Annotated in this window: 19 protein-coding genes; 17 read left to right on the top strand and 2 right to left on the bottom strand. The window is 59.6% G+C overall.

What is annotated here, in order from left to right:
- Nucleotides 1-300 precede the first annotated feature (300 nt).
- Both TX24_RS16100 and TX24_RS16095 read right to left on the bottom strand, forming a co-directional pair.
- A complete protein-coding gene (locus tag TX24_RS16100) occupies nt 301-1,521 on the bottom strand; it encodes a CaiB/BaiF CoA transferase family protein (RefSeq protein ID WP_057710660.1) in 1,221 nt (406 codons plus the stop codon).
- A 13-nt stretch (nt 1,522-1,534) separates the two neighbouring features.
- Nucleotides 1,535-2,716, bottom strand: a complete 1,182-nt coding sequence (locus TX24_RS16095; protein ID WP_003187423.1) for an acyl-CoA dehydrogenase — start codon at nt 2,714-2,716, stop codon at nt 1,535-1,537.
- Between the two features lie 157 nt (nt 2,717-2,873).
- On the opposite strand from TX24_RS16095, the gene TX24_RS16090 reads away from it, so the two are divergent.
- The 17 genes from TX24_RS16090 (at nt 2,874) to TX24_RS16010 (ending at nt 21,763) form a co-directional block, all read left to right on the top strand.
- Nucleotides 2,874-3,773, top strand: coding sequence for a LysR family transcriptional regulator (locus tag TX24_RS16090; RefSeq protein ID WP_003187421.1), 900 nt, complete (start codon nt 2,874-2,876; stop codon nt 3,771-3,773).
- 452 nt (nt 3,774-4,225) lie between these two features.
- Nucleotides 4,226-5,347, top strand: a complete 1,122-nt coding sequence (locus TX24_RS16085; RefSeq protein ID WP_003187419.1) for a Re/Si-specific NAD(P)(+) transhydrogenase subunit alpha — start codon at nt 4,226-4,228, stop codon at nt 5,345-5,347.
- A gap of 15 nt (nt 5,348-5,362) precedes the next feature.
- On the top strand, nt 5,363-5,683 hold the full coding sequence (locus tag TX24_RS16080; RefSeq protein ID WP_003187417.1) for an NAD(P) transhydrogenase subunit alpha part 2: 321 nt from the start codon (nt 5,363-5,365) through the stop codon (nt 5,681-5,683).
- The gene (locus TX24_RS16075; protein WP_021491387.1) at nt 5,683-7,119 is read left to right on the top strand and encodes an NAD(P)(+) transhydrogenase (Re/Si-specific) subunit beta; all 1,437 of its coding nucleotides are present in this window, start codon (nt 5,683-5,685) and stop codon (nt 7,117-7,119) included. Before TX24_RS16080 ends, TX24_RS16075 begins: the two co-directional genes overlap by 1 nt.
- Before the next feature lie 236 nt (nt 7,120-7,355).
- Entirely contained in the window at nt 7,356-8,849 is a 1,494-nt protein-coding gene (locus TX24_RS16070; RefSeq protein WP_003187414.1) for an acetyl-CoA hydrolase/transferase family protein, read from the top strand.
- A 318-nt stretch (nt 8,850-9,167) separates the two neighbouring features.
- On the top strand, nt 9,168-9,383 hold the full coding sequence (locus TX24_RS16065) for a DUF1127 domain-containing protein (RefSeq protein WP_003187413.1): 216 nt from the start codon (nt 9,168-9,170) through the stop codon (nt 9,381-9,383).
- Nucleotides 9,384-9,713: 330 nt separating this feature from the next.
- Nucleotides 9,714-10,034: a DUF2388 domain-containing protein gene (locus tag TX24_RS16060; protein ID WP_034136006.1), complete on the top strand. Its 321-nt coding sequence runs from the start codon at nt 9,714-9,716 to the stop codon at nt 10,032-10,034.
- A gap of 106 nt (nt 10,035-10,140) precedes the next feature.
- Nucleotides 10,141-10,449: a DUF2388 domain-containing protein gene (locus TX24_RS16055; RefSeq protein ID WP_003187409.1), complete on the top strand. Its 309-nt coding sequence runs from the start codon at nt 10,141-10,143 to the stop codon at nt 10,447-10,449.
- A gap of 39 nt (nt 10,450-10,488) precedes the next feature.
- A complete protein-coding gene (locus TX24_RS16050) occupies nt 10,489-10,809 on the top strand; it encodes a DUF2388 domain-containing protein (RefSeq protein WP_003187408.1) in 321 nt (106 codons plus the stop codon).
- Complete coding sequence (locus TX24_RS16045) at nt 10,806-12,767, top strand: DUF7844 domain-containing protein (protein WP_057710659.1); 1,962 nt, start codon at nt 10,806-10,808, stop codon at nt 12,765-12,767. Before TX24_RS16050 ends, TX24_RS16045 begins: the two co-directional genes overlap by 4 nt.
- Nucleotides 12,768-13,145: 378 nt before the next feature.
- Nucleotides 13,146-14,453, top strand: a complete 1,308-nt coding sequence (locus tag TX24_RS16040) for a CitMHS family transporter (RefSeq protein ID WP_003187405.1) — start codon at nt 13,146-13,148, stop codon at nt 14,451-14,453.
- Between the two features lie 67 nt (nt 14,454-14,520).
- Nucleotides 14,521-15,288, top strand: a complete 768-nt coding sequence (locus TX24_RS16035) for a TerC family protein (protein ID WP_003187403.1) — start codon at nt 14,521-14,523, stop codon at nt 15,286-15,288.
- A gap of 272 nt (nt 15,289-15,560) precedes the next feature.
- Nucleotides 15,561-17,219: a Na/Pi cotransporter family protein gene (locus TX24_RS16030; protein ID WP_003187402.1), complete on the top strand. Its 1,659-nt coding sequence runs from the start codon at nt 15,561-15,563 to the stop codon at nt 17,217-17,219.
- A gap of 58 nt (nt 17,220-17,277) precedes the next feature.
- Entirely contained in the window at nt 17,278-18,660 is a 1,383-nt protein-coding gene (locus tag TX24_RS16025) for a M16 family metallopeptidase (protein WP_003187401.1), read from the top strand.
- 68 nt (nt 18,661-18,728) lie between these two features.
- Nucleotides 18,729-19,760 (top strand): DUF5924 family protein, encoded by a 1,032-nt coding sequence (locus TX24_RS16020; protein WP_057710658.1) that lies wholly within the window; start codon nt 18,729-18,731, stop codon nt 19,758-19,760.
- A 54-nt stretch (nt 19,761-19,814) separates the two neighbouring features.
- Nucleotides 19,815-20,963, top strand: coding sequence for an ABC transporter permease (locus TX24_RS16015; protein ID WP_057710657.1), 1,149 nt, complete (start codon nt 19,815-19,817; stop codon nt 20,961-20,963).
- Complete coding sequence (locus TX24_RS16010; RefSeq protein WP_003187395.1) at nt 20,960-21,763, top strand: ABC transporter ATP-binding protein; 804 nt, start codon at nt 20,960-20,962, stop codon at nt 21,761-21,763. Before TX24_RS16015 ends, TX24_RS16010 begins: the two co-directional genes overlap by 4 nt.
- The last annotated feature ends 1 nt before the right edge of the window (nt 21,764 follow it).

Here is a 21,764-nt window from a genome sequence, read left to right as displayed (position 1 = left end):
CAACCACTTGCGCTTGCGATCTCTCGTAAGCGGGAGGCGAATTCTACAGCGTTACACGCTGCTGTCAACACCTCTTTTTCAACTTCCTTTTGGCTTCGATGAACTGAAGCAACTTGCTGTCGAGAACTGCGTAACTCATTGTTTACCAAGGAGTTTTCCGTTTCGACTGCGCCGGAAGTGGGGCGAATTATAGACAGATATAATTCGCCGTCAACTCTTAATTTTGCTTTCCTATCAATAAGTTAGCTTCGGTTAAAAAACAACCAGCTCACCAGTGCGCTTCTATATAGAAGGGAACGCTCAAATAACACCCGCCTCCTTCAATGCGGCCACATGAGCAGCTCCCAGCCCCAGAACCCCCTGCAGCACCTCAAGCGTATGCTCCCCCAATAGAGGAGGCGCACTCCGGTACTCAACAGGCGTCTTGGATAAGCGTATCGGGCTCGCAACCTGGGGCACCGTCCCCGCCAATGCGTGAGGCAGCTCAATCGCCAAACCACGCGCCTGGACCTGCGGATCGGAAAACACCTGCGCCAGATCATTGATCGGCCCACATGGCACGCCCACTTGCTCCAGCTGCGACACCCACTCAGCGGTCGTCTTGAAGACCGTCGCTTGACGGATCAAAGGAATCAGCTCCGCGCGATTAGCCACCCGCGCGCGATTGGTGGCGAAACGCACGTCATCCGCCCATTGTGGCTGCCCGGCGACTTCGGCGAACTTACGGAACTGCCCGTCATTGCCTACGGTGAGGATGAAATCTCCATCGGCAGTGGGGAAATCCTGATAGGGCACAATATTAGGGTGAGCGTTCCCCAAGCGCTTCGGCGGCGTCCCGGTGGTCAGGTAATTCATCGCCTGATTCGCCAGGCAAGCCACCTGCACATCCAGCAACGCCATGTCGATATGTTGCCCACCACCATCGTGATCGCGATGCGCTAGCGCAGCCAGGATCGCCACGGTCGAATAAAGCCCGGTCAAGATATCGGTCAAGGCTACGCCAACCTTTACCGGCCCAGCGCCTTCATCCCCTTCAGGCCGCCCGGTCAGGCTCATGAGCCCGCCCAGACCCTGGATCATGAAATCGTAGCCGGCACGCATCGCATAGGGGCCCGTCTGACCAAACCCAGTGATGGAGCAGTAAATCAGCTCCGGGTTGACCTCTTTGAGGGATTCATAGTCCAGCCCATACGCCGCAAGGCCGCCCACCTTGAAGTTTTCGATCAGTATGTCGGACTTGGCAGCCAGATCGCGTACCAGTTTCTGGCCTTCCGGCCGCGTAAAGTCGATGGTCACCGACTCTTTATTACGGTTGGCCGACAGGTAATACGCCGCCTCACTGGTATTCTCGCCATCCGCATCCTTAAGGAAGGGCGGCCCCCAAGCGCGCGTGTCATCGCCGCTGCCCGGCCTTTCGACCTTGATCACCTCGGCCCCAAGGTCTGCAAGAATCTGCCCGGACCAAGGGCCCGCGAGTACTCGCGACAAATCCAGCACTCGCAGATGCGAAAGCGCGCCCATACCCATGCTCCTATTAATAGAACGCTTGAAGACCGGTTTGCGCGCGCCCCAGGATCAAGGCATGCACGTCATGGGTCCCTTCATAGGTGTTGACCACTTCCAGGTTGACCAAGTGGCGCGCCACTCCGAATTCGTCGGAGATACCGTTGCCGCCCAGCATGTCCCGAGCCATGCGCGCGATATCCAATGACTTGCCACACGAGTTACGCTTCATGATCGAAGTGATCTCAACCGCCGCCGTACCCTCATCCTTCATCCGACCCAGGCGCAGGCAACCTTGCAGGGCCAAGGTAATCTCGGTCTGCATGTCTGCCAGCTTCTTCTGGATCAGCTGAGTGGCAGCTAGTGGGCGACCAAACTGCTGGCGATCAAGTGTGTACTGCCGCGCGGTATGCCAGCAGAACTCAGCAGCCCCCAGCGCCCCCCAGGAAATCCCGTACCGTGCCGAGTTGAGGCAGGTAAAAGGCCCTTTCAAGCCACGCACATCCGGGAAGATATTTTCTTCCGGCACAAATACGTTATCCATGACGATTTCACCGGTAATCGAGGCCCGCAGACCCACCTTGCCGTGGATAGCGGGAGCGCTCAGGCCTTTCCAGCCTTTTTCCAGGACGAAGCCACGGATATCACCTGCATCGTCTTTGCCCCACACCACAAACACATCCGCAATCGGACTGTTGGTAATCCACATCTTCGCGCCGGTCAGGCTGTAGCCGCCATCCACTTTGCGTGCACGAGTAATCATCGCACCCGGGTCGGAACCATGGTTGGGCTCGGTCAGCCCGAAGCAACCGATCCATTCACCAGAGGCCAGTTTGGGCAAGTACTTCTGTTTTTGCGCCTCGGTACCAAACTCATTGATCGGCACCATGACCAGGGAAGACTGCACACTCATCATCGAGCGATAGCCGGAGTCGACACGCTCGACCTCACGCGCAATCAAACCGTAGCTGACGTAGTTCAAACCACTGCCACCGTACTGCTCAGGGATCATCGCCCCCAGCAAACCGGTCTCGCCCATCTCACGGAAAATAGCGGGGTCTGTCTTTTCATGACGGAAGGCTTCGAGCACACGAGGAGCCAGCTTGTCCTGAGCAAATTGCTCGGCGCTGTCACGCACCATGCGCTCTTCTTCGGTGAGCTGTTGATCCAGCAGCAGTGGATCGATCCAGTTGAAGCTTGCCTTGCCAGCCATGAATAAGTCCTCGCGGAAAAAATCAGAAGTCGTGGAACCAGACTAGGCGCGGTCAGCGCAGAGGGCAAACGAGGTTTTTGCATAGGCTTGTGCTAATTTCTCACTTCGTAACACTAAAAAAGCCCAGAAATGCGCTTTATCTGTGAGGGCAACGTACATGCGCCGGAAAATCCCCAGTACCACCGCACTCATCAGCTTTGAGGCAGCAGCCCGGCACGAGAGCTTTACCAAGGCAGCACTGGAGCTTTCCATCACCCAAGGCGCGATTTGCCGACAGATCGCCAGCCTGGAGGAGTTTTTGAGTGTCGAGCTGTTTCGCCGCTCACGCCGTGGAGTGAAGCTGACGGAGGCGGGGCTGTCTTATAGCCGCAGGGTTGCAACGCAACTGGACGCCGTAGAGCGCGACACCTTGTCGGTGATGGGCCAGCAAGGCGCCAATGTCATCGAACTGGCGGTGGTGCCCACCTTCGGCACGCAGTGGCTGATCCCACGCCTGAAAGACTTTCAACACCAGCACCCGGAAGTCACGGTGAACCTGACAAACCGCACGCGCCCCTTCCTGTTCGCTGATACCGAGTTCGATGCGGCGATCTACTTCGGGGATGCCGATTGGTCGGGTACGCAATCCCACCGGTTAATGGGCGAAAACCCGGTACCGGTATGCAGCCCGCGCTTACTCGGCGACCGCACGCATTTCACCCCTCAACAGATCGCCGAGCTGCCCCTGCTGCAGCAGACCACACGTCCCTACGCCTGGCGCCAATGGTTCAACGCCCAACAACTGAACATCCCACGCGACATGACAGGCCCTCGATACGAGCTATTCTCGATGCTGTCTCAAGCGGCCATGCATGACATGGGCATCGCACTGATTCCTCCCTTCCTCATACAGCGGGAGCTGAAGGAGCAACAACTGGTAATCGCCAGCACCGAAGCACTGACCAGCGAAAAGGCTTATTACCTGATGATTCCTGACAAAAAGGTCGAATCCGCTTCTCTGCATGCATTCAGGGACTGGCTGCTCGACCAGTCAAGACGCTACAACCCATGTAAATGAAGGACACAACGCAAGTGCTGACTTTGTAGTCAAATAAATTCAGAACCTACAGATGTACGTATATGTCGCATTTAAACAGACTGTACTTGTCAGCCAAAAATAAGGCTAAAAGCCATGTATCTCATGGCTCTTAGCGACTCTTACCGGCCAATGCACGACTATTCACACTGGCAATGGAAAAACGGACCGAAAACGCCTGAACACCTTTAAAGGCCTGTATTTAAAGAGGTTATTTCAGCTTGTTGCGACAATCAGTCACAGGGTGACTTGTAGTTAATTTTTCGTCACCCGTCATAATCCCTTGATGGCCGTAAAGTTCGCCTGCAAAATGCCGCGCCCCGCTGTCATTTCAGCGGGATCGTGCTGATCGGCCGCCCCAGTTGCGCCACTCGCGGTGCACTGGCCTTTTTACAAAAAGATCAAAAGCAAAAAGATCATGCAGGAGATTTGACGTGCACATTGGTGTTCCTCTCGAAACCCAGACCGGTGAAACGCGGGTGGCTGCCACCCCGGAAACCATCAAGAAGCTGATCGGCCAGGGCCATAAGGTCACTGTACAAAGCGGCGCAGGCATCAATGCCAGCATCGTCGACAGTGCCTATGAAACGGCAGGCGCCACCATTGGCAGTGCCAACGACGCGTTTGGCGCCGAGCTGATCCTTAAAGTGGTTGCCCCCAGCGACAGCGAACTGGCGCTGATCAAAAGTGGCACCGTGTTGGTGGGCATGCTCAACCCGTTCAGCAACGAAACCATCGCCAAGCTCGCCGAGCGCGGCATCACCGCTTTCGCCCTGGAAGCCGCGCCGCGCACTTCACGCGCCCAAAGCCTTGATGTGCTGTCTTCGCAGGCCAACATCGCCGGTTACAAGGCCGTGTTACTGGCCGCTCATCACTACCCGCGCTTCATGCCGATGCTGATGACTGCCGCTGGCACTGTAAAAGCCGCGCGCGTACTGATCCTCGGCGCCGGTGTGGCAGGCCTGCAAGCCATCGCCACGGCCAAGCGCCTGGGCGCGGTGATCGAAGCGTCCGACGTACGCCCGGCGGTAAAGGAGCAGATCGAATCCCTGGGCGCCAAGTTTGTCGACGTACCGTACGAAACCGATGAAGAACGTGAATGCGCCGTTGGTGTCGGCGGCTACGCGCGCCCGATGCCCAGCAGTTGGATGCAGCGCCAGGCCCTGGCCGTGCACGAACGCGCCAAACAGGCCGACATCGTCATCACCACCGCCCTGATTCCGGGCCGCAAGGCTCCGACCCTGCTGAGCGCCGATACCGTGGCGCAGATGAAACCCGGCTCGGTGGTCATCGACCTCGCTGCAGCCCAAGGTGGCAACTGCCCGCTGACTGTGGCCGACCAGGTCGTGGTGGAAAACGGCGTGATCATCTGCGGCCCGACCAACCTTGCAGGTGCGGTCGCCGCCGACGCCTCTGCCTTGTATGCGCGCAACCTGCTGGACTTCCTGAAGCTGGTCTTCACCAAGGAAGGGCAGTTTGAAATCAACCTCGAAGACGACATCGTCGCCGCGTGCCTGATGTGTCGCGACGGCCAAGTCATCCGCAAAAACGCCTAAGCAGGGATTCAGACGATGGAAGAGCTTATCTCCCCCGGTATCTACAACCTGATCATCTTTGTGCTGGCGATTTATGTCGGTTATCACGTGGTCTGGAACGTAACACCTGCATTGCACACGCCGCTGATGGCCGTGACCAACGCCATTTCCGCGATTGTTATCGTCGGCGCCATGCTAGCCGCAGCTCTCACCGTGACGCCACTGGGCAAGACAATGGGCACACTGGCCGTGGCCCTGGCGGCGGTGAATGTCTTCGGCGGCTTCCTGGTCACCCGCAGGATGCTTGAGATGTTCAAGAAGAAAGCCCCGAAAGTAAAAGAAGAGGCGCCCAAGTAATGAGCATGAATCTCGTGACGACGCTCTACCTGATCGCGTCGATCTGTTTCATCCAGGCCCTCAAAGGCCTCTCGCACCCGACCACTTCGCGGCGCGGCAACCTGTTCGGCATGCTCGGCATGGCGCTGGCGGTACTCACCACCGTCGGCCTCATCTATAAGCTGGGGGCTGAACTGGCGACTGCCGGTATCGGCTACGTCATCGTTGGCCTACTGGTTGGCGGTACCGCCGGCTCGATCATGGCCAAGCGTGTTGAAATGACCAAGATGCCAGAGCTGGTCGCGTTCATGCACAGCATGATCGGCCTGGCAGCAGTGTTCATCGCCATTGCCGCCGTGGTCGAGCCGCAGTCCCTGGGCATCGTCAAGCACTTGGGCGATTCGATACCGGCCGGTAATCGCCTGGAACTGTTCCTCGGTGCCGCTATCGGTGCAATCACCTTCTCCGGCTCGGTGATCGCATTCGGCAAGCTGTCGGGCAAGTACAAGTTCCGCCTGTTCCAGGGCGCACCGGTACAGTTCGGCGGCCAACACAAACTGAACCTGGTGCTCGGCCTCGCAACCCTGGGCCTGGGCCTGGCGTTCATGTTTACCGGCAACCTCACTGCGTTCGCGCTGATGCTGGCCTTGGCCTTTGTACTGGGTGTGCTGATCATCATCCCGATTGGCGGCGCCGACATGCCCGTGGTGGTGTCGATGCTCAACAGCTATTCCGGCTGGGCAGCGGCGGGCATCGGTTTCTCGCTGAACAACTCGATGCTGATCATCGCTGGTTCCCTGGTGGGCTCCAGCGGCGCGATCCTGTCGTACATCATGTGCAAGGCGATGAACCGCTCCTTCTTTAATGTGCTGTTGGGCGGTTTCGGCAATGCGCCGGATGCTGGCGCCGCGGCGGGCTCCAAAGAAGCACGCCCGGTGAAGTCCGGCTCCGCTGATGACGCCACCTTCCTGCTGACCAATGCCGATACCGTGATTATCGTCCCAGGCTACGGCCTTGCAGTGGCGCGGGCACAACACGCGCTCAAGGAGCTGACCGAGAAGCTGACCCACCACGGCGTCACCGTAAAGTACGCGATCCACCCCGTGGCGGGTCGCATGCCCGGGCACATGAACGTATTGCTGGCCGAGGCCGAAGTGCCTTACGACCAGGTGTTCGAGATGGAAGACATCAACTCCGAGTTCGGCCAGGCCGACGTGGTGCTGGTGCTGGGCGCGAACGACGTGGTCAACCCGGCTGCCAAGAACGACCCGAACTCCCCCATCGCCGGTATGCCGATTCTCGAGGCGTTCAAGGCCAAGACCATCATCGTCAACAAACGCTCGATGGCCAGCGGCTACGCCGGCCTGGATAACGAGTTGTTCTACCTGGACAAGACCATGATGGTCTTCGGTGATGCCAAAAAGGTCATCGAAGACATGGTCAAAGCCGTCGAATAACACTGCGCCAGCGCAATACCCGAAACCCTGGCCTGCTGTAGGCTGGGGTTTTTTTATGGTTCCCAAGCTCTGCGTGGGAACGCGTCCCGGGATGCTCTGCGTCCCGCTTTGCACACACATGAAACCCGACCAAAGGCTCTAAATCGCGACCTGGCATTCGACCATGGTAGCGGGCCGAAACTTTTTGAAATCACTACACTGCCCACCTTGCTTTCCGTAGCCAGAGATAACAATTCATGTACCGTGATCGTATCCGCTTGCCTTCGTTGTTGAACAAGGTCATGAGCGCGGCAGATGCCGCTGCACTGATCGAGGACGGCATGACCGTCGGCATGAGCGGCTTCACCCGTGCCGGTGAAGCCAAGGCCGTCCCCCACGCCCTGGCCGAACGCGCCAAGACTTCGCCACTCAAAATCACACTGATGACCGGCGCCAGCCTGGGCAATGACCTGGACAAGCAGTTGACCGAAGCCGGCGTACTGTCACGACGCATGCCCTTTCAAGTCGACAGCACCCTGCGCAAGGCGATCAATGCCGGCGAGGTGATGTTTATCGACCAGCACCTGTCGGAAACCGTCGAGCAACTGCGCAACAATCAGCTCAAATTGCCCGACATCGCCGTGATCGAAGCCGTCGCGATCACTGAGCAGGGGCATATCGTGCCCACCACCTCCGTAGGCAACTCGGCCAGCTTCGCGATTTTTGCCAAACAGGTGATCGTCGAGATCAACCTGGCGCACAACCCGAACCTGGAAGGGCTGCACGACATCTACATCCCGACATACCGGCCGACGCGCACGCCGATCCCGCTGGTGAAAGTCGACGACCGCATTGGCAGCACTGCGATTCCGATCCCACCCGAGAAAATCGTCGCCATCGTCATCACCAACCAGGCGGACTCCGCCTCCACGGTAACGCCGCCTGATAGCGACACCCAAGGCATCGCCAACCACCTGATCAACTTCCTCAAGCAAGAAGTCGATGCCGGGCGCATGACCAACAAGCTCGGCCCGCTGCAAGCCGGCATCGGTAATATTGCCAACGCGGTGATGTGCGGGCTGATCGAGTCGCCGTTCGAAGACCTGACCATGTACTCGGAAGTGTTGCAGGATTCGACCTTCGACCTGATCGACGCCGGCAAGCTGAGCTTTGCCTCCGGCAGTTCGATTACCTTGTCGGAGCGACGCAATGCCGATGTATTCGGCAACCTGGAGCACTACAAGGACAAATTGGTGCTGCGCCCGCAGGAAATTTCCAACCACCCTGAAGTGGTACGGCGCCTGGGCATCATCGGTATCAATACCGCGCTGGAGTTCGATATCTACGGCAACGTCAACTCCACCCACGTCTGCGGCACGCGGATGATGAACGGCATCGGCGGCTCCGGGGATTTCGCCCGCAATGCGCACCTGGCGATCTTCGTCACCAAGTCCATTGCCAAGGGCGGCGCAATTTCCAGCGTGGTACCGATGGTCAGCCATGTGGACCACACCGAGCATGACGTGGACATTCTCGTCACCGAAGTAGGCCTTGCCGACCTGCGGGGCCTGGCGCCACGGGAGCGCGCTCGGGTCATCATCGATAACTGCGTGCACCCAGCCTACCGCGATGCCCTGAACACTTACTTCGATGCCGCCTGCGCCATCGGTGGGCATACCCCGCACATCTTGCGCGAAGCACTGAGTTGGCACATTAACCTGGAAGAAACCGGGCACATGCTCAAGGCTTGATGAATACAGATCCGGGCTGATGCAAATACAGTTTCATCAGCTCGGTGAACCCACTCGTACTTATGGAAAAAACTGTACTGCTGTACTGGTCATTTCCTACCGAAATATCCCACGCCCCAGCTTAAAAACGCCTATTTCGCACCTTTTAAGTGCGCACAGGTACAGTTGCCCCAATTTCGTACCGTACAGCCTCGCTAAACAGTTAACTGGCCTCTCACAATACAGGTGAACTGTATCTAGAGAGTCTTGCCTCGGAGGAGGATCATTGGCATCAGTTAAACCACTACCTAATCCCGCCACAAGCGGAAGGATGTCATCATGGAACGTACACTCAGTTCCGAACTGTTCTTCGAAGAAAAAGCTGTAAACACCCAGGCTTCCCTGCCTTTGCGCGTTCTCGCCAACCTGATGTTGTGGCAGCGCCGCATCTCCAGCCGCCACCAGTTGGCTCGCCTGGATTCGCGTCTGCTGGCTGACGCCGGTATCAGCGAAGCTCAACGCTACGAAGAGCTGAGCAAGCCGTTCTGGCGCTAAGTGGCGCCCGCTGGCCCTGACCTGACGGGTCCACTGCCAGCACCCTGATTTGTCAAAGCAAAGCCCGCCCCGGGTAACCGGAGGCGGGCTTTGTTGTATCTGCGATAGCCCATTGGATTGGCTCGATTCAAGCACACAGATACAGTTTTAAATTTATAAAATATGACAGGTACAGTTTAATTACAGGCTTCCGAATAGTCCTGCACACGCCTAATATCGGTTCACCACGTGGCGAACCCTGTAGAGCGTGCGTCTGATGCTCGACAGTCCCAGTCCGTTTCATTGTGGCCGTTTCGCGCCACCTTATTATTCGTCTACAGGAGTTACCCCATGTCCCGTCTTCGCCTGCTGTGCACTGCCGCTGTGCTGACTCTGGCTGCCAATGCCAACGCGAGCAGCCTGATCATGACGACTGACTCGATCGTCGGCGCTCTGAAGGCAACCTCCGATGCCACGTCTGATGCCACCTCATCCCTGCGCGACAACAAGGTCGTACAAGCGGCCCGTGACGACGCCGCCAGCTTTGTCGCCAGCGAAGGCGCCATCCGTGGCGTGAAACTGGAAAGCGCCCTGGCCCAGATCCGCCAACAAGCGCCGCAATTGAATACCGCTACCGATGCACAGCTGGCTCAGGCCATCCTGGCTATCTGACCCACGGCAACCAGACGGGAGCGCCCGCCGCTCCCGAATGGCTCGACGCTGGCTCTCGCCCGGCGGTTGCGCTAGCCTTGGCGCTCGCTTTCAATTGTCGAGTCCCATGGCTTTTTCATACCGTTTATTGAGTGTTCCTGTTCTGTTTTGCGCCTGCTGGTCACCCATGGCTTGCGCGTTGGATGTGTCCACCCAGAGCACTGTTGTCAGCGTGTATGCCACCAGCAAAGTGACCTCTGCGCCGTTCGACAATAAGTTGGTCCTGGCCGCTCGGGATGATGCTGCCGCTTTCATTGCCACTGACGGCCAATGGCGGGGCGCACGCCTGGAGTCCGCGCTGGACTATCTACGCCGTACCCAGCCAAAACTTCATGCAAGCGACCTTGAACTGGCGCAAGCAATTCTCGTCCAATAATCATCATTGTATTTCTATCTTTGTCATTGGAGTCACCCCATGCGTAGCCCGCTGATCGTCGCCGCCCTCGGCCTGCTGTTTTTGGCCGATGTCGCCCAGGCGCAAACCTTGAAGGCCACCAGCAACATCGTCGTGCGTGCCTCGGCGCGCACCATTGATTTCACCTCGGACACCACCACCTCCATCCGCGACTCCAAGATCGTGCGCGAAGCCCACGATGACGCCGCCAGTTTCGTCGCTACCAATGGCGAGATCCGTGGCGCCCAACTGGAAGCCGCGTTCGATACCCTTCGCACCCGCGTGCCAGAAGCCCGTGATGCCAGCGACCAGACCCTCGCAGAAGCTATCCTCGCTCTGTGAGGCGCTTCAAAACCTGGCTCCTGGCCGGGGCCGTGCTGCTGTGCGCAAGTACGGCCCAGGCCGGCCTGCAACTGCGGCTCAAGACCGAAGGCTTGAGCCCGGCCGAACAGCAGGCCAGCCAGGCATTGCTGGATGAAGCGCTGCGCTCCTTGCCGCCGCGCTTTGTCGAGCAATTGGACCGACGTATTGATGTCGGCTGGACCGACAAGATGCCTGAGAACGCCTACGGGCAGGCATCCCTGGTGTCCGAGTTGGACCTCAACCAGAACCTGCTCGCCAGCCTGACTGACGGCAGCGCCGCCACCCAGAAAACCAATCGCCCCCACGGTACTGTGCGCCGGGAAATGCTCGCCACCGTGCTGCATGAACTGACCCACATCTATGACCGTGCGCGCCTGTGGTCCAAGGACGAGCGCACGCTGATCCAACGCTGCAGCCGTCAGAACAACATCACCGGCTTGATCGGCTTGCCCGACCAGTGCCGTGGCCAGAACGACCGCCGCTTTACCCTCAGTGACGACCCGCGCCTGCTGGACCTTGCCGGCTGGCCACAATATGTGGGTCGGCGCGGAGAGCGTGAGCAGCACAACCATCAGGTAGTACGCAGCCCGGACATCTACGAAACCACCAGCCCGCTGGAGTTCGTGGCGGTCAACATGGAGTATTTCCTCCTGGACTCCAGCTACGCCTGTCGCCGCCCCGCGCTGTTCCGTTATTACAAGGATCACTTCGGCTGGGCCCCGCCTGAACAGGACACCTGCGCCAGTACCTATGCCTTCCTGAACGCGGGCAACGATTTCGCCAAGACGCCCCTGGGCCAGATCGATCCGGAGCGCGTGTATGAAATCGACTATCTGCTGGCCGAAGCCAACCAGAACCTGGTGAGCCGTTGGGGCCATAGCATGTTGCGCCTGGTGATTTGTGCGCCGGGCCGGCCGCGTGGCCCGGATTGCCGGCTGGACCTGGACCGGCATCTGGTGCTGTCCTACCGCGCCTTCGTCGGTGACGTCCAGCTGTCGAGCTGGGATGGCCTGGTGGGTAAATACCCGTCGCGGCTGTTCGTACTGCCGTTGGCCCAGGTCATTGATGAATACACCAAGACCGAACTGCGTGGCCTGGCGTCGGTGCCACTGAAGCTCAGCCGCCAGGAAATCAACGACACCGTCGAACATGCCGCCGAGATGCACTGGAGCTACGACGGCAACTACTTCTTCATTTCCAACAACTGTGCGGTCGAAAGCCTGAAACTGTTGCGCAGTGGCAGCGCCAACCCGCAATTGACCGGCCTGGACAACATCACCCCCAACGGCTTGCTGGAAGTGCTCAGCGCCCGCGGCCTGGCCGATACCAGTGTATTGAACGACAAGCGCGAAGCCCTGCGCCTGGGGTATCACTTCGACTCGTTCCGCGAGCGCTACCAGGCCATGTTCGATGTGCTACGCAAGCAACTGCCTATCAAGCAGACCCAAGTCGAAGACTGGTTGTCCCTGGACGCGCAAGCGCGTCGCCAATGGTTTGCCCAGGCCGACCTGCGTACCAGCGCCGCACTGTTGCTGCTGGAGCAGGCCAGCTATCGCAAACAACTGATGCTCGCCCAGGATGAGGTCAAACAACGCTATCTCAATGCCCGCGAGCTGAAATACGGCGGCATGGAGAAAGCCAACAACACGCTGCAGCAAATTCTCGCCAGCAGTGGCTTTCTGAGCCGCCCGGCCGAGTTGCTGGACAGTGGGGGTTATGGCCTGCCGCAACCTTCGGAAGCCAAGCGCCTGGAATCAGAAAGCGCCGAACGCCAGAAGCAGTTGCAGTCGTTGACCGGCGAGCTGGATAAGGAGGTGAGGGCGCTGCTCGATCCGTCTCGCGCCGCCGAGATTGCCGCCTGTGAGGCCAACCTCAAACAAGTGGGTGAGCATTTGCGGGCGCTGCATAAAGCCGCCGGCGGCCTCGAACTGCCCTGAATTTTATTAGCAACCACCTTCCAAATGTGGGCGCTGGCTTGCCTGCGATGACGGCGTCACAGCCATAAGAGATATTGGCTGATACACCGCCATCGCAGGCAAGCCAGCTCCCACATTTTGTTCTGCGCCAACCTGAAGATTGGTGCCTGCCCTTCATCAGCTGTTTTCCCAGCGAAAGCTGGCTGAAAGCTTCCCCGTCTAGGATCGCCTCCACTGCCGGCAACAGACCGGCTGTTAACAACAACAATGGTGATTCCCGATGTCCGCTCGTACCCGCCTGTTCGCTCCAACTCCACCCGTACGCCTCGTGCCTTTCGTTCTGCGCTGACCGCCACTCGGTCCGCCATTCCCTAGCCGCGCTACGCCTGGAGTATTCCTATGCTGACTTTCCTTGGCTTTGCCATGGTCATCACGTTCATGTTCCTGATCATGACCAAGCGCCTGTCCGCGCTGATCGCCTTGATCATCGTGCCGATCCTGTTCGCGCTGTTCGGCGGTTTCGCACCGAAGATCGGCCCGATGATGCTCGAAGGCATCACCAAGCTTGCGCCGACCGGCGTGATGCTGATGTTCGCCATCCTCTATTTTGCTTTGATGATCGACTCCGGCCTGTTCGACCCGGCCGTGCGCAAGATCCTCAAGATGGTCAAGGGCGACCCCCTCAAGGTGTCGGTCGGCACTGCCGTGCTCGCGTTGGTGGTATCCCTGGACGGTGACGGTGCCACCACCTACATGATCTGCGTCGCGGCCATGCTGCCGCTGTACCAGCGCATCGGCATGAGCCCACGGATCATGGCCGGCCTGATCATTCTCGCCGGTGGCGTGATGAACATGACCCCCTGGGGCGGCCCGACGGCGCGCGCCGCCAGTGCGCTGCATGTAGACCCGTCGGACATCTTCGTACCGATGATCCCGGCCATGGCCGCCGGTGTCGTGGCGATCCTGGTGATTGCCTACATGTACGGCAAGCGCGAGCGTGCACGCCTGGGTGAATTGCACCTGCAAGGCGATGAGATCGATCACAGCGAAATCAGCGTGTCGCAATTCCCCGACGCCCGCCGGCCGAAATTGATCTGGTTCAACGGCGCCCTGACCCTGGCGTTGATGTGCACCCTGATTGCCGGCCTGTTGCCGCTGCCGGTGCTGTTCATGGTGGCGTTCAGTATCGCCATGATCGTCAACTACCCGTGCCTGCAGCAGCAGAAAGACCGCGTCGCTGCTCACGCCGGTAGCGTATTGGCCGTGGTGGGCTTGATCTTCGCCGCCGGTATCTTCACAGGCATTCTGTCGGGCACTGGCATGGTCGACGCCATGTCCAAAAGCCTGTTGGCGGTCATCCCCGAAGCGATGGGCCCTTACCTGGCGGTGATCACCGCGCTGGTGAGCATGCCGTTCACCTTCTTCATGTCCAACGATGCGTTCTACTACGGCGTACTGCCGGTACTGGCCGAAGCTGCCAGCCATTACGGCATCACCGCGGTGGAAATGGCGCGGGCGTCGATCGTCGGGCAACCCGTGCATTTGCTCAGCCCACTGGTACCCTCGACGTACTTGCTGGTTGCCCTGGCGGGTATCGAATTCGGCGATCACCAGCGCTTCACGCTCAAGTGGGCAGTGCTGGTGTGCCTGTGCATAATGTTCGCCGCATTGCTGATGGGGATTTTTCCGCTGTTCAGCACTCTATAATCGTACCGACTCACTCACCGCGCGGCGCTACAGCTTGCGCGGTTAACACTTGCTCAAAGGAATACACATGGAATGGCTGACCAATCCGGAAATCTGGATTGCCTTCTTCACCCTGACGGCCCTTGAGATCGTCCTGGGCATCGATAACATCATCATGATTTCGATCCTGGTCAGCCGCATGCCCAAGCATATGCAGGCGCGCACTCGGATCTTCGGCCTGGCGTTGGCCATGGTCACGCGCATCCTGTTGCTGCTGTCGATCACCTGGGTCATGCAACTGACCGCCGACCTGTTCGTGGTGTTTGGCCAGGGCATCTCAGGTCGCGACCTGATCCTGTTCTTCGGTGGCCTGTTCCTGCTGTGGAAAAGCTCCCAGGAGATGTACCACGCCCTGGAGGGTGAAGATGAAACCCAGGACGAGCCCAAAGGCGCCGGTGGCAAATTCATCTACACCATTATCCAGATCGCCATCATCGACATCGTGTTCTCCCTGGACTCGGTGATTACCGCCGTCGGCATGGTTTCCCACGTGCCGGTGATGGTTGCCGCCATCGTCGTTGCGGTATTGGTGATGATGCTGGCTGCCGGCACCATCAGCGAGTTCATCGACAAGCACCCGTCGCTGAAAATGCTGGCGCTGTCGTTCCTGCTGGTCGTGGGTACCGTACTGATCGCTGAATCCTTCGACGTACACGTGCCAAAAGGCTACGTCTACTTCGCCATGGCGTTCTCGCTGGCGGTGGAAGCGGTGAACATCAAGATGCGTACCGCCATCGCGAAAAAGAAGAAACAGCAGGACCCAGTGAAACTGCGCAAGGACATTCCGGGTCAGTAAATTTGACCCGCGAGTGATCGTTCCCACGCTCCGCGTGGGAATGCCCTCTCGGACGCTCCGCGTCCGCAAAGTGACGCAGAGCGTCACAGGATGCGTTCCCACGCCGAGCGTGGGGAACGATCTTCATGACAGTTTTGTTTCAATCCCAAGTTTAGCTATGCGATGCTGGCGCAGAGCCCATTCGCCAACTACAGCTTAGGTACAAGACGTAGAGCGGCACGCGGTAACTTTCCTTCGCTCCTTTTGGAGCGCACCCACACGGGGGGCCGAGCATGCTGACCTTGCTCAATCTGCTTTCCGCCGTGACCCTGCTTATCTGGGGCACGCATATCGTCCGAACCGGCATCCTGCGGGTCTACGGTTCCAATTTGCGCCAAGTCATCGGGCAGAACATGTCCAAGCGCTGGCTGGCATTTGTCGCCGGTATCCTGGTGACGGCCATGGTGCAAAGCAGTAACGCCACCGCGATGCTGGTGACTTCGTTCGTCGGCCAAGGGCTGATGAGCCTTACACCGGCCCTGGCCACCATGCTTGGCGCCGACGTCGGTACGGCTTTGATGGCGCGGGTGCTGACGTTCGATTTGTCCTGGCTGTCGCCGCTGCTGATCTTCCTCGGGGTGATTTTCTTCCTGTCGCGCAAACAGACGCGGGCAGGGCAGTTGGGCCGGGTCGGGATCGGCCTGGGCCTGATCATCCTCGCGCTGCAATTGATCGTCGAAGCCGCCGGGCCCATTACCCATGCCCAGGGCGTCAAAGTCATCTTCGCTTCGCTGACCGGCGATATCTTGCTGGACGCCCTGGTCGGCGCGCTGTTCGCGATGATTTCCTACTCCAGCCTTGCCGCCGTGTTGCTCACGGCCACCCTGGCCGGTGCCGGCGTGATCGGCTTGCACGTGGCCATCGGCCTGGTGATCGGCGCCAACATCGGCAGCGGCGTACTGGCTTTTCTCAGCACCAGCATGCAAAACACTGCCGGTCGCCAAGTGGCCCTGGGCAGCCTGTTGTACAAATTGATCGGTCTGTTGCTGATCATTCCGGTGCTCGACCCGCTCGTAGGCTGGATGGACGGCCTGGACTACAGCGTTCAGGGCATGGTCATCACCTTCCACCTGCTCTACAACGTCAGCCGTTGCCTGATCCTGTTGCCCACCATCGGGCCGATGGCACGCCTGTGCGAATGGCTGCTGCCGGAACGCCCCGAAACCAATGGCAAAGCCAAGCCACGCCATCTGGACCTGGCCTCATTGAATACCCCAAGCCTGGCCCTGGCGAACGCCGCCCGCGAAACCCTGCGCCTGGGCGACTTGATCGACAATATGCTTACCTCGATGCAGGAAGTGCTGCGCGGCAATCAAACCGCCGTTACCCAAGAAATGCGCAGCCTGAGCGATGACGTCGAAGCGCTCTACAGCGCGATCAAACTCTACCTGGCGCAAATGCCCCGTGAAGACCTCAGTGAGCAAGACAATCGCCGCTGGGCCGAGATCATCGAGCTGTCGATCAACCTGAAACTGGCGGGTGACCTGATCGAACGCATGCTGCGCAAGGTCCAGCAACAGAAGACCTCGCAGCGCCGGCAATTTTCCGAAGTGGGCCTGGAGGAACTCAGCGGCCTGCACAGCCAGTTGATCGCCAACCTGCGCCTGGGCCTGTCGGTGTTTCTCAGCGGCGACCCGGAAAGCGCCCGCCAATTACTGCGAGAAAAGCGCCGCTTCCGCGCCCAGGAACGCCGCCTGGCCCACGCCCATGTCAGCCGCCTGCAGCGCAAGATCGTGCAGAGCCTGGAAACCAGTTCCCTGCACTTGGAACTGATTGCCGACATGAAACGCTTGAACTCATTGTTTTGCAGCAGTGCTTATGTAGTGTTGGAAACGTCCGACACTGGCGCGCTCTCGGCTGAAAGTATTGCCGACATTACCCATTCGCCCTGAACGTACGCCCGCGAGCGAAGTCAGTTAACAATGGACCTCATTCGCCAGGAAGCTTGTTATGCGTCGCCTGTTACTCGCCTGCCTGCTCTTGGGCTCGGCACACGCCTTTGCCTTTGACCGTCTGCAAGTCGAGGGCTACACCTTGCCCAACGGCCTGCAACTGCTGCTCAAACCGGGCACCGAGCGTGGGCATGTCGCTATTCGCCTGGTGGTTGGTGTGGGCCTGGACGACTTCGGTTGCGAAGAAAAAGAACTGCCGCACTTGTTCGAGCACTTGCTGTTCAGCGGCATCGACGGCGGCGGCGAGGGCGACCTCGAAGACCGCATGCAAGCCCTGGGCGGCGAGTGGAACGCCTACACCAGCAACGCCGATACCACCTTCGTGATCGAGGCGCCCGCGCAGAACCAACGCAAGGTGCTGGACCTGCTGCTGGCAATCCTCACGCGCACGCGCCTGACCGACGCCCATATCAACGCCGCCAAACAGGTGGTGGAGCGCGAAGACGGCGGCCATTACTCACACTTGCAACGCCTGCTGGACCGCCAGGACCTCGGTCACAGCGCCAGCAACCAATTGGCCGTGGAGTTGGGCCTCAAGTGCGCCGAACGCGCCGAGGTCAGCCACCTCACCCGCGATCAGTTGGAGAAGCTGCGCAACGAATGGTACGCGCCGAACAACATGACCCTGATCGTCGTCGGCGATCTCGACAAACTGCTGCCTGCCTACCTAGAACGCACCTATGGTCAACTCGACCCCGTGGAGCCGAGCGAACATCGCCCGCTTCCGGAAATCCAGCACACCGCCGCCAGCCACCGCGACCTGATCCGCGGCTGGGTGGGCGATGGCGCCAAGCTGCACTGGCTGTTCCCCGAGCCGGTGTTGGATGACCAGCATGATGAAACCTACAACCTGCTCAAGGATTACCTCGACTGGGCACTGTACCGGCAACTGCGCCTCAAGCACGGTTTGTCCTACGGCCCCTGGGTAGAACGCGAAGTGCTCGGCGGCGTTGGATTCCTCAGCTTGAATGCCGACCTTGAGCGAGAAAACCTCCCTGAAGCTGAGCAGGTCTTGCAAGACCTCAAGGCCCAACTGCTCAAGGACGGCCTCGACCCAACAGTATTCACACGCCTGCAGCAAGCCGCCATTGCCCGGCAGGCTTGGGCGGTGCAGGGCAACAGCGCGCTGGCCGACTATTATTGGAGTGCGGCCGGCGACTACAGCAACGGGCGTTTCAGCGATCCGGTCAAACGCATCAAGGCTGTAAGCCTGGCGCAAACCAACCAGGCCATGCGCGAAGCGTTCCAGCAGCCGGGCTACTGGCGCATCGAAAAACCGCTGTTGAGTTATGACGCGTTGACCTGGATCGGTGCGGGCGTGCTGGGCCTGATCATCCTTGGTTTGATCGGCTTGAGGCTTTATCGCAAACCTGTTGAGTAATGACGCACAGAATATCGGGCTAAGGCGTTATTCTGTCTGAGATTTTTCCCACAACCAGTGAACCGCCCATGCCGAACTTGCCGCCCCTCATCCAGCGCGTTATAGAACTGATCAAGCGCTACCCAGGGGTGATTGCACTCGGCGGTTTCATCTCGGGGGTCGGCAGCTTCATTCTGGTAGACCGCCAGCAGGGCATGGCCAGTTGGATTGCGGTGATCATGCTGGTGAGCTGGTTGTGGCTGATGCTGGAGAACAGCTTTACGCAACTGTTCACCAAGGTCTTCAATCGCGAGATCCCTGAACCGCTGCTGCGCTACGCCACCCAGATGATCCACCAGGAAAGTCTGTTCTTCGTGCTGCCCTTCTTTTTCGTCACCACCGCTTGGAACAGCGGCCAATCGCTGTTCACTGGCCTGCTGGGCGCGGCGGCGCTGGTGTCGATCATCGACCCGCTGTATTACAAATGGCTGGCGCCCAAGCGCTCGCTGTTCCTGGCCCTGCACACCCTGACCCTGTTCGCCGCGTTGCTGACCGCGCTGCCGATCATCATGCACCTGACCACCGCCCAGAGTTACAAACTGGCGTTGGGTGTAGCCATGGTCTTGTCGATTCCCAGCCTGGCCGTGAGCCTGCCGCTGCGTAGCCTCAAGGGCTGGGCGATGCTGCTGGGGGTAACGGCCGCCATCGGCTGCGCCGGCTGGTTCCTGCGCAGCTGGGTACCGCCCGCCACCCTGTGGATGACCGAAGTCGCCATCAGCACCCAACTGCAAGACCGCACGCCGGGCGACGACCTCAAGCAAGTCACCGCCGACCAATTGCGCAGCGGTGGGCTGTACGCCTACACCGCGATCAACGCGCCACGCGGGCTGGATGAGCGGATCTACCACGTGTGGAAATTCAACGGCCAGGAAGTCGACCGCATTGCCCTGGACATCCACGGTGGGCGCAAGGAAGGCTATCGCGCCTGGACCCACAAGCAGAACTTCCCGGGTGACGCCGTGGGGCGCTGGCAGGTGCAGGTGCTCACCGAAGACGGGCAAGTCATCGGCGTTCTGCGCTTCAAGGTGATAGACACAGCACAAGCGGACAACCCAAAGTAAGCCGGATCGTGCTATTACGTAGCAATTGTGGATAGCCAAACAAGCTCGGAGCTTATGACCACTCGCACGACGGCCGGCGCGGCCCATCTTGATACGTCCAGCACCCCGCCTTCGCTACGGATTACCGGCGACTGGACGCTGGCCCACTACGCCAACCTGAAAAAGCTGTCGGCCACACTCGACGGCCAATACGACGCCGGCGCCCGCATTGACCTCAACGGCCTCGGTGCGCTGGATACAGCCGGCGCCTCGCTGCTGGTGGAGTTGCTGGGCCCTGCGCGCATCGAACACTCTGCCGAACAGACCGATTGCACCCTGGCAGCCGCCGACCGGGCACTGCTCAAGACCGTCTACCGCTCCCTGAATGACTTTTGCGTACCGATCAAAGAGCCAGAAGAGGCCGCCGGCATTCAAGTGCTGGCCCGTATCGGTCGCGCAGTAGACACGGTCTGGCAAGACGCAATGAAGCTTTTGGGCTTTATCGGCCTGATCCTCGAAACCTTCGCCCGCGGCATTTGGCGGCCCAAACGCTGGCGCCTGACGCCCATGGTCGCCCACATCGAACAGACCGGCCTGGATGCGGCGCCTATCGTTGCGCTGTTGACCTTTCTGGTGGGCGCCGTCGTGGCCTTCCTTGGCGCCACCGTGCTCAAGAGCTTCGGCGCGACGATCTTTACCGTGGACCTGGTGGCCTTCTCCTTCCTGCGCGAATTCGGCGTGTTGCTCACCGCAATCCTCATCGCCGGCCGTACCGCCAGTGCATTCACCGCGCAACTCGGCTCCATGAAAGCCAACGAAGAAATCGACGCCATCCGCACCCTGGGCCTGGACCCTATGGAGCTGTTGGTATTACCCCGCGTGCTGGCGCTGCTGGTGGCGTTGCCGATGCTGACGTTCCTGGCGATGCTCTCGGGGATCGTCGGCGGTGGTGTGGTGTGTGCGGTGGCCCTGGATATTTCGCCGGCGATGTTTCTTTCGCTGCTGCAATCGGACATTGGCGTGCAACACTTTCTGGTGGGCATGGTGAAGGCACCGATCTTTGCCTTTTTGATCGCGGCCATTGGCTGCCTGGAAGGTTTTAAAGTCAGCGGCAGTGCCGAGTCAGTCGGCGCGCACACCACGTCGAGCGTGGTGCAATCGATCTTTGTGGTGATCGTGCTGGATGCGGTCGCGGCAATGTTTTTCATGGAGATGGGCTGGTGAGTCGTCTACACCGTGCGCCCACTGAGGCGGTGATTGAAGTGCGTGGCCTGTGCAACCGTTTTGGCAGCCAAAGCGTGCACGAGAACCTCGACCTGGATTTGTACAAGGGCGAGATCCTGGCGGTGGTGGGCGGCTCTGGCAGCGGTAAATCCGTGTTGTTGCGCAGCATCGTTGGCCTGCGTCGCCCCAGCGAAGGCGAAGTACGGGTGTTCGGCAAAAACCTGCCGAGCCTGCCCGAACATGAACGCTCGCTGGTGGAGCGCCGCTTTGGCGTGCTGTTCCAGAAGGGCGCTCTGTTTTCCTCGCTGACGGTGACCGAAAACGTGGCCCTGCCCTTGATCGAGCACGCCGGCCTCAGCCGCGCCGATGCCGAGCACTTGGCGGCGGTGAAGCTGGCCCTGGCAGGGTTGCCGCTGTCGGCGGCCGATAAATACCCGGCCTCGTTATCCGGCGGCATGATCAAGCGTGCAGCCCTGGCCCGCGCACTGGCCTTGGACCCGGACATCCTGTTCCTGGACGAACCCACCGCCGGTCTCGACCCGATTGGCGCGGCGCAATTCGACCAACTGATCCTCACCCTGCGCGATGCGTTGGGCTTGAGTGTGTTTTTGGTCACCCACGACCTCGACACGCTGTACACCATCACCGACCGTGTGGCGGTGCTGGCGCAGAAGAAAGTGCTGGTGGCCGACGCCATCGATGTCGTGTCGGAAACGAACGACGCCTGGATTCACGAATATTTCCACGGCCCCCGGGGCCGCGCGGCATTGGATGCCGCTCAATCGCTCAACGAGGTATGAC

The sequence above is a fragment of the Pseudomonas lactis genome, from assembly GCF_001439845.1.
GTDB lineage: Bacteria > Pseudomonadota > Gammaproteobacteria > Pseudomonadales > Pseudomonadaceae > Aquipseudomonas > Aquipseudomonas lactis.
Note: the sequence above shows the minus strand (reverse complement) of the source record. Positions and strands in the feature narration are given on the sequence as shown.

Coding starts and splice junctions, on each gene's coding strand:
- TX24_RS16100 (WP_057710660.1), bottom strand. CDS start 1,521: ATGGGCGCGCTTTCGCATCTGCGAGTGCTGGATTTGTCGCGAGTACTC.
- TX24_RS16095 (WP_003187423.1), bottom strand. CDS start 2,716: ATGGCTGGCAAGGCAAGCTTCAACTGGATCGATCCACTGCTGCTGGAT.
- TX24_RS16090 (WP_003187421.1), top strand. CDS start 2,874: ATGCGCCGGAAAATCCCCAGTACCACCGCACTCATCAGCTTTGAGGCA.
- TX24_RS16080 (WP_003187417.1), top strand. CDS start 5,363: ATGGAAGAGCTTATCTCCCCCGGTATCTACAACCTGATCATCTTTGTG.
- TX24_RS16075 (WP_021491387.1), top strand. CDS start 5,683: ATGAGCATGAATCTCGTGACGACGCTCTACCTGATCGCGTCGATCTGT.
- TX24_RS16070 (WP_003187414.1), top strand. CDS start 7,356: ATGTACCGTGATCGTATCCGCTTGCCTTCGTTGTTGAACAAGGTCATG.
- TX24_RS16065 (WP_003187413.1), top strand. CDS start 9,168: ATGGAACGTACACTCAGTTCCGAACTGTTCTTCGAAGAAAAAGCTGTA.
- TX24_RS16060 (WP_034136006.1), top strand. CDS start 9,714: ATGTCCCGTCTTCGCCTGCTGTGCACTGCCGCTGTGCTGACTCTGGCT.
- TX24_RS16055 (WP_003187409.1), top strand. CDS start 10,141: ATGGCTTTTTCATACCGTTTATTGAGTGTTCCTGTTCTGTTTTGCGCC.
- TX24_RS16050 (WP_003187408.1), top strand. CDS start 10,489: ATGCGTAGCCCGCTGATCGTCGCCGCCCTCGGCCTGCTGTTTTTGGCC.
- TX24_RS16040 (WP_003187405.1), top strand. CDS start 13,146: ATGCTGACTTTCCTTGGCTTTGCCATGGTCATCACGTTCATGTTCCTG.
- TX24_RS16035 (WP_003187403.1), top strand. CDS start 14,521: ATGGAATGGCTGACCAATCCGGAAATCTGGATTGCCTTCTTCACCCTG.
- TX24_RS16030 (WP_003187402.1), top strand. CDS start 15,561: ATGCTGACCTTGCTCAATCTGCTTTCCGCCGTGACCCTGCTTATCTGG.
- TX24_RS16025 (WP_003187401.1), top strand. CDS start 17,278: ATGCGTCGCCTGTTACTCGCCTGCCTGCTCTTGGGCTCGGCACACGCC.
- TX24_RS16020 (WP_057710658.1), top strand. CDS start 18,729: ATGCCGAACTTGCCGCCCCTCATCCAGCGCGTTATAGAACTGATCAAG.
- TX24_RS16015 (WP_057710657.1), top strand. CDS start 19,815: ATGACCACTCGCACGACGGCCGGCGCGGCCCATCTTGATACGTCCAGC.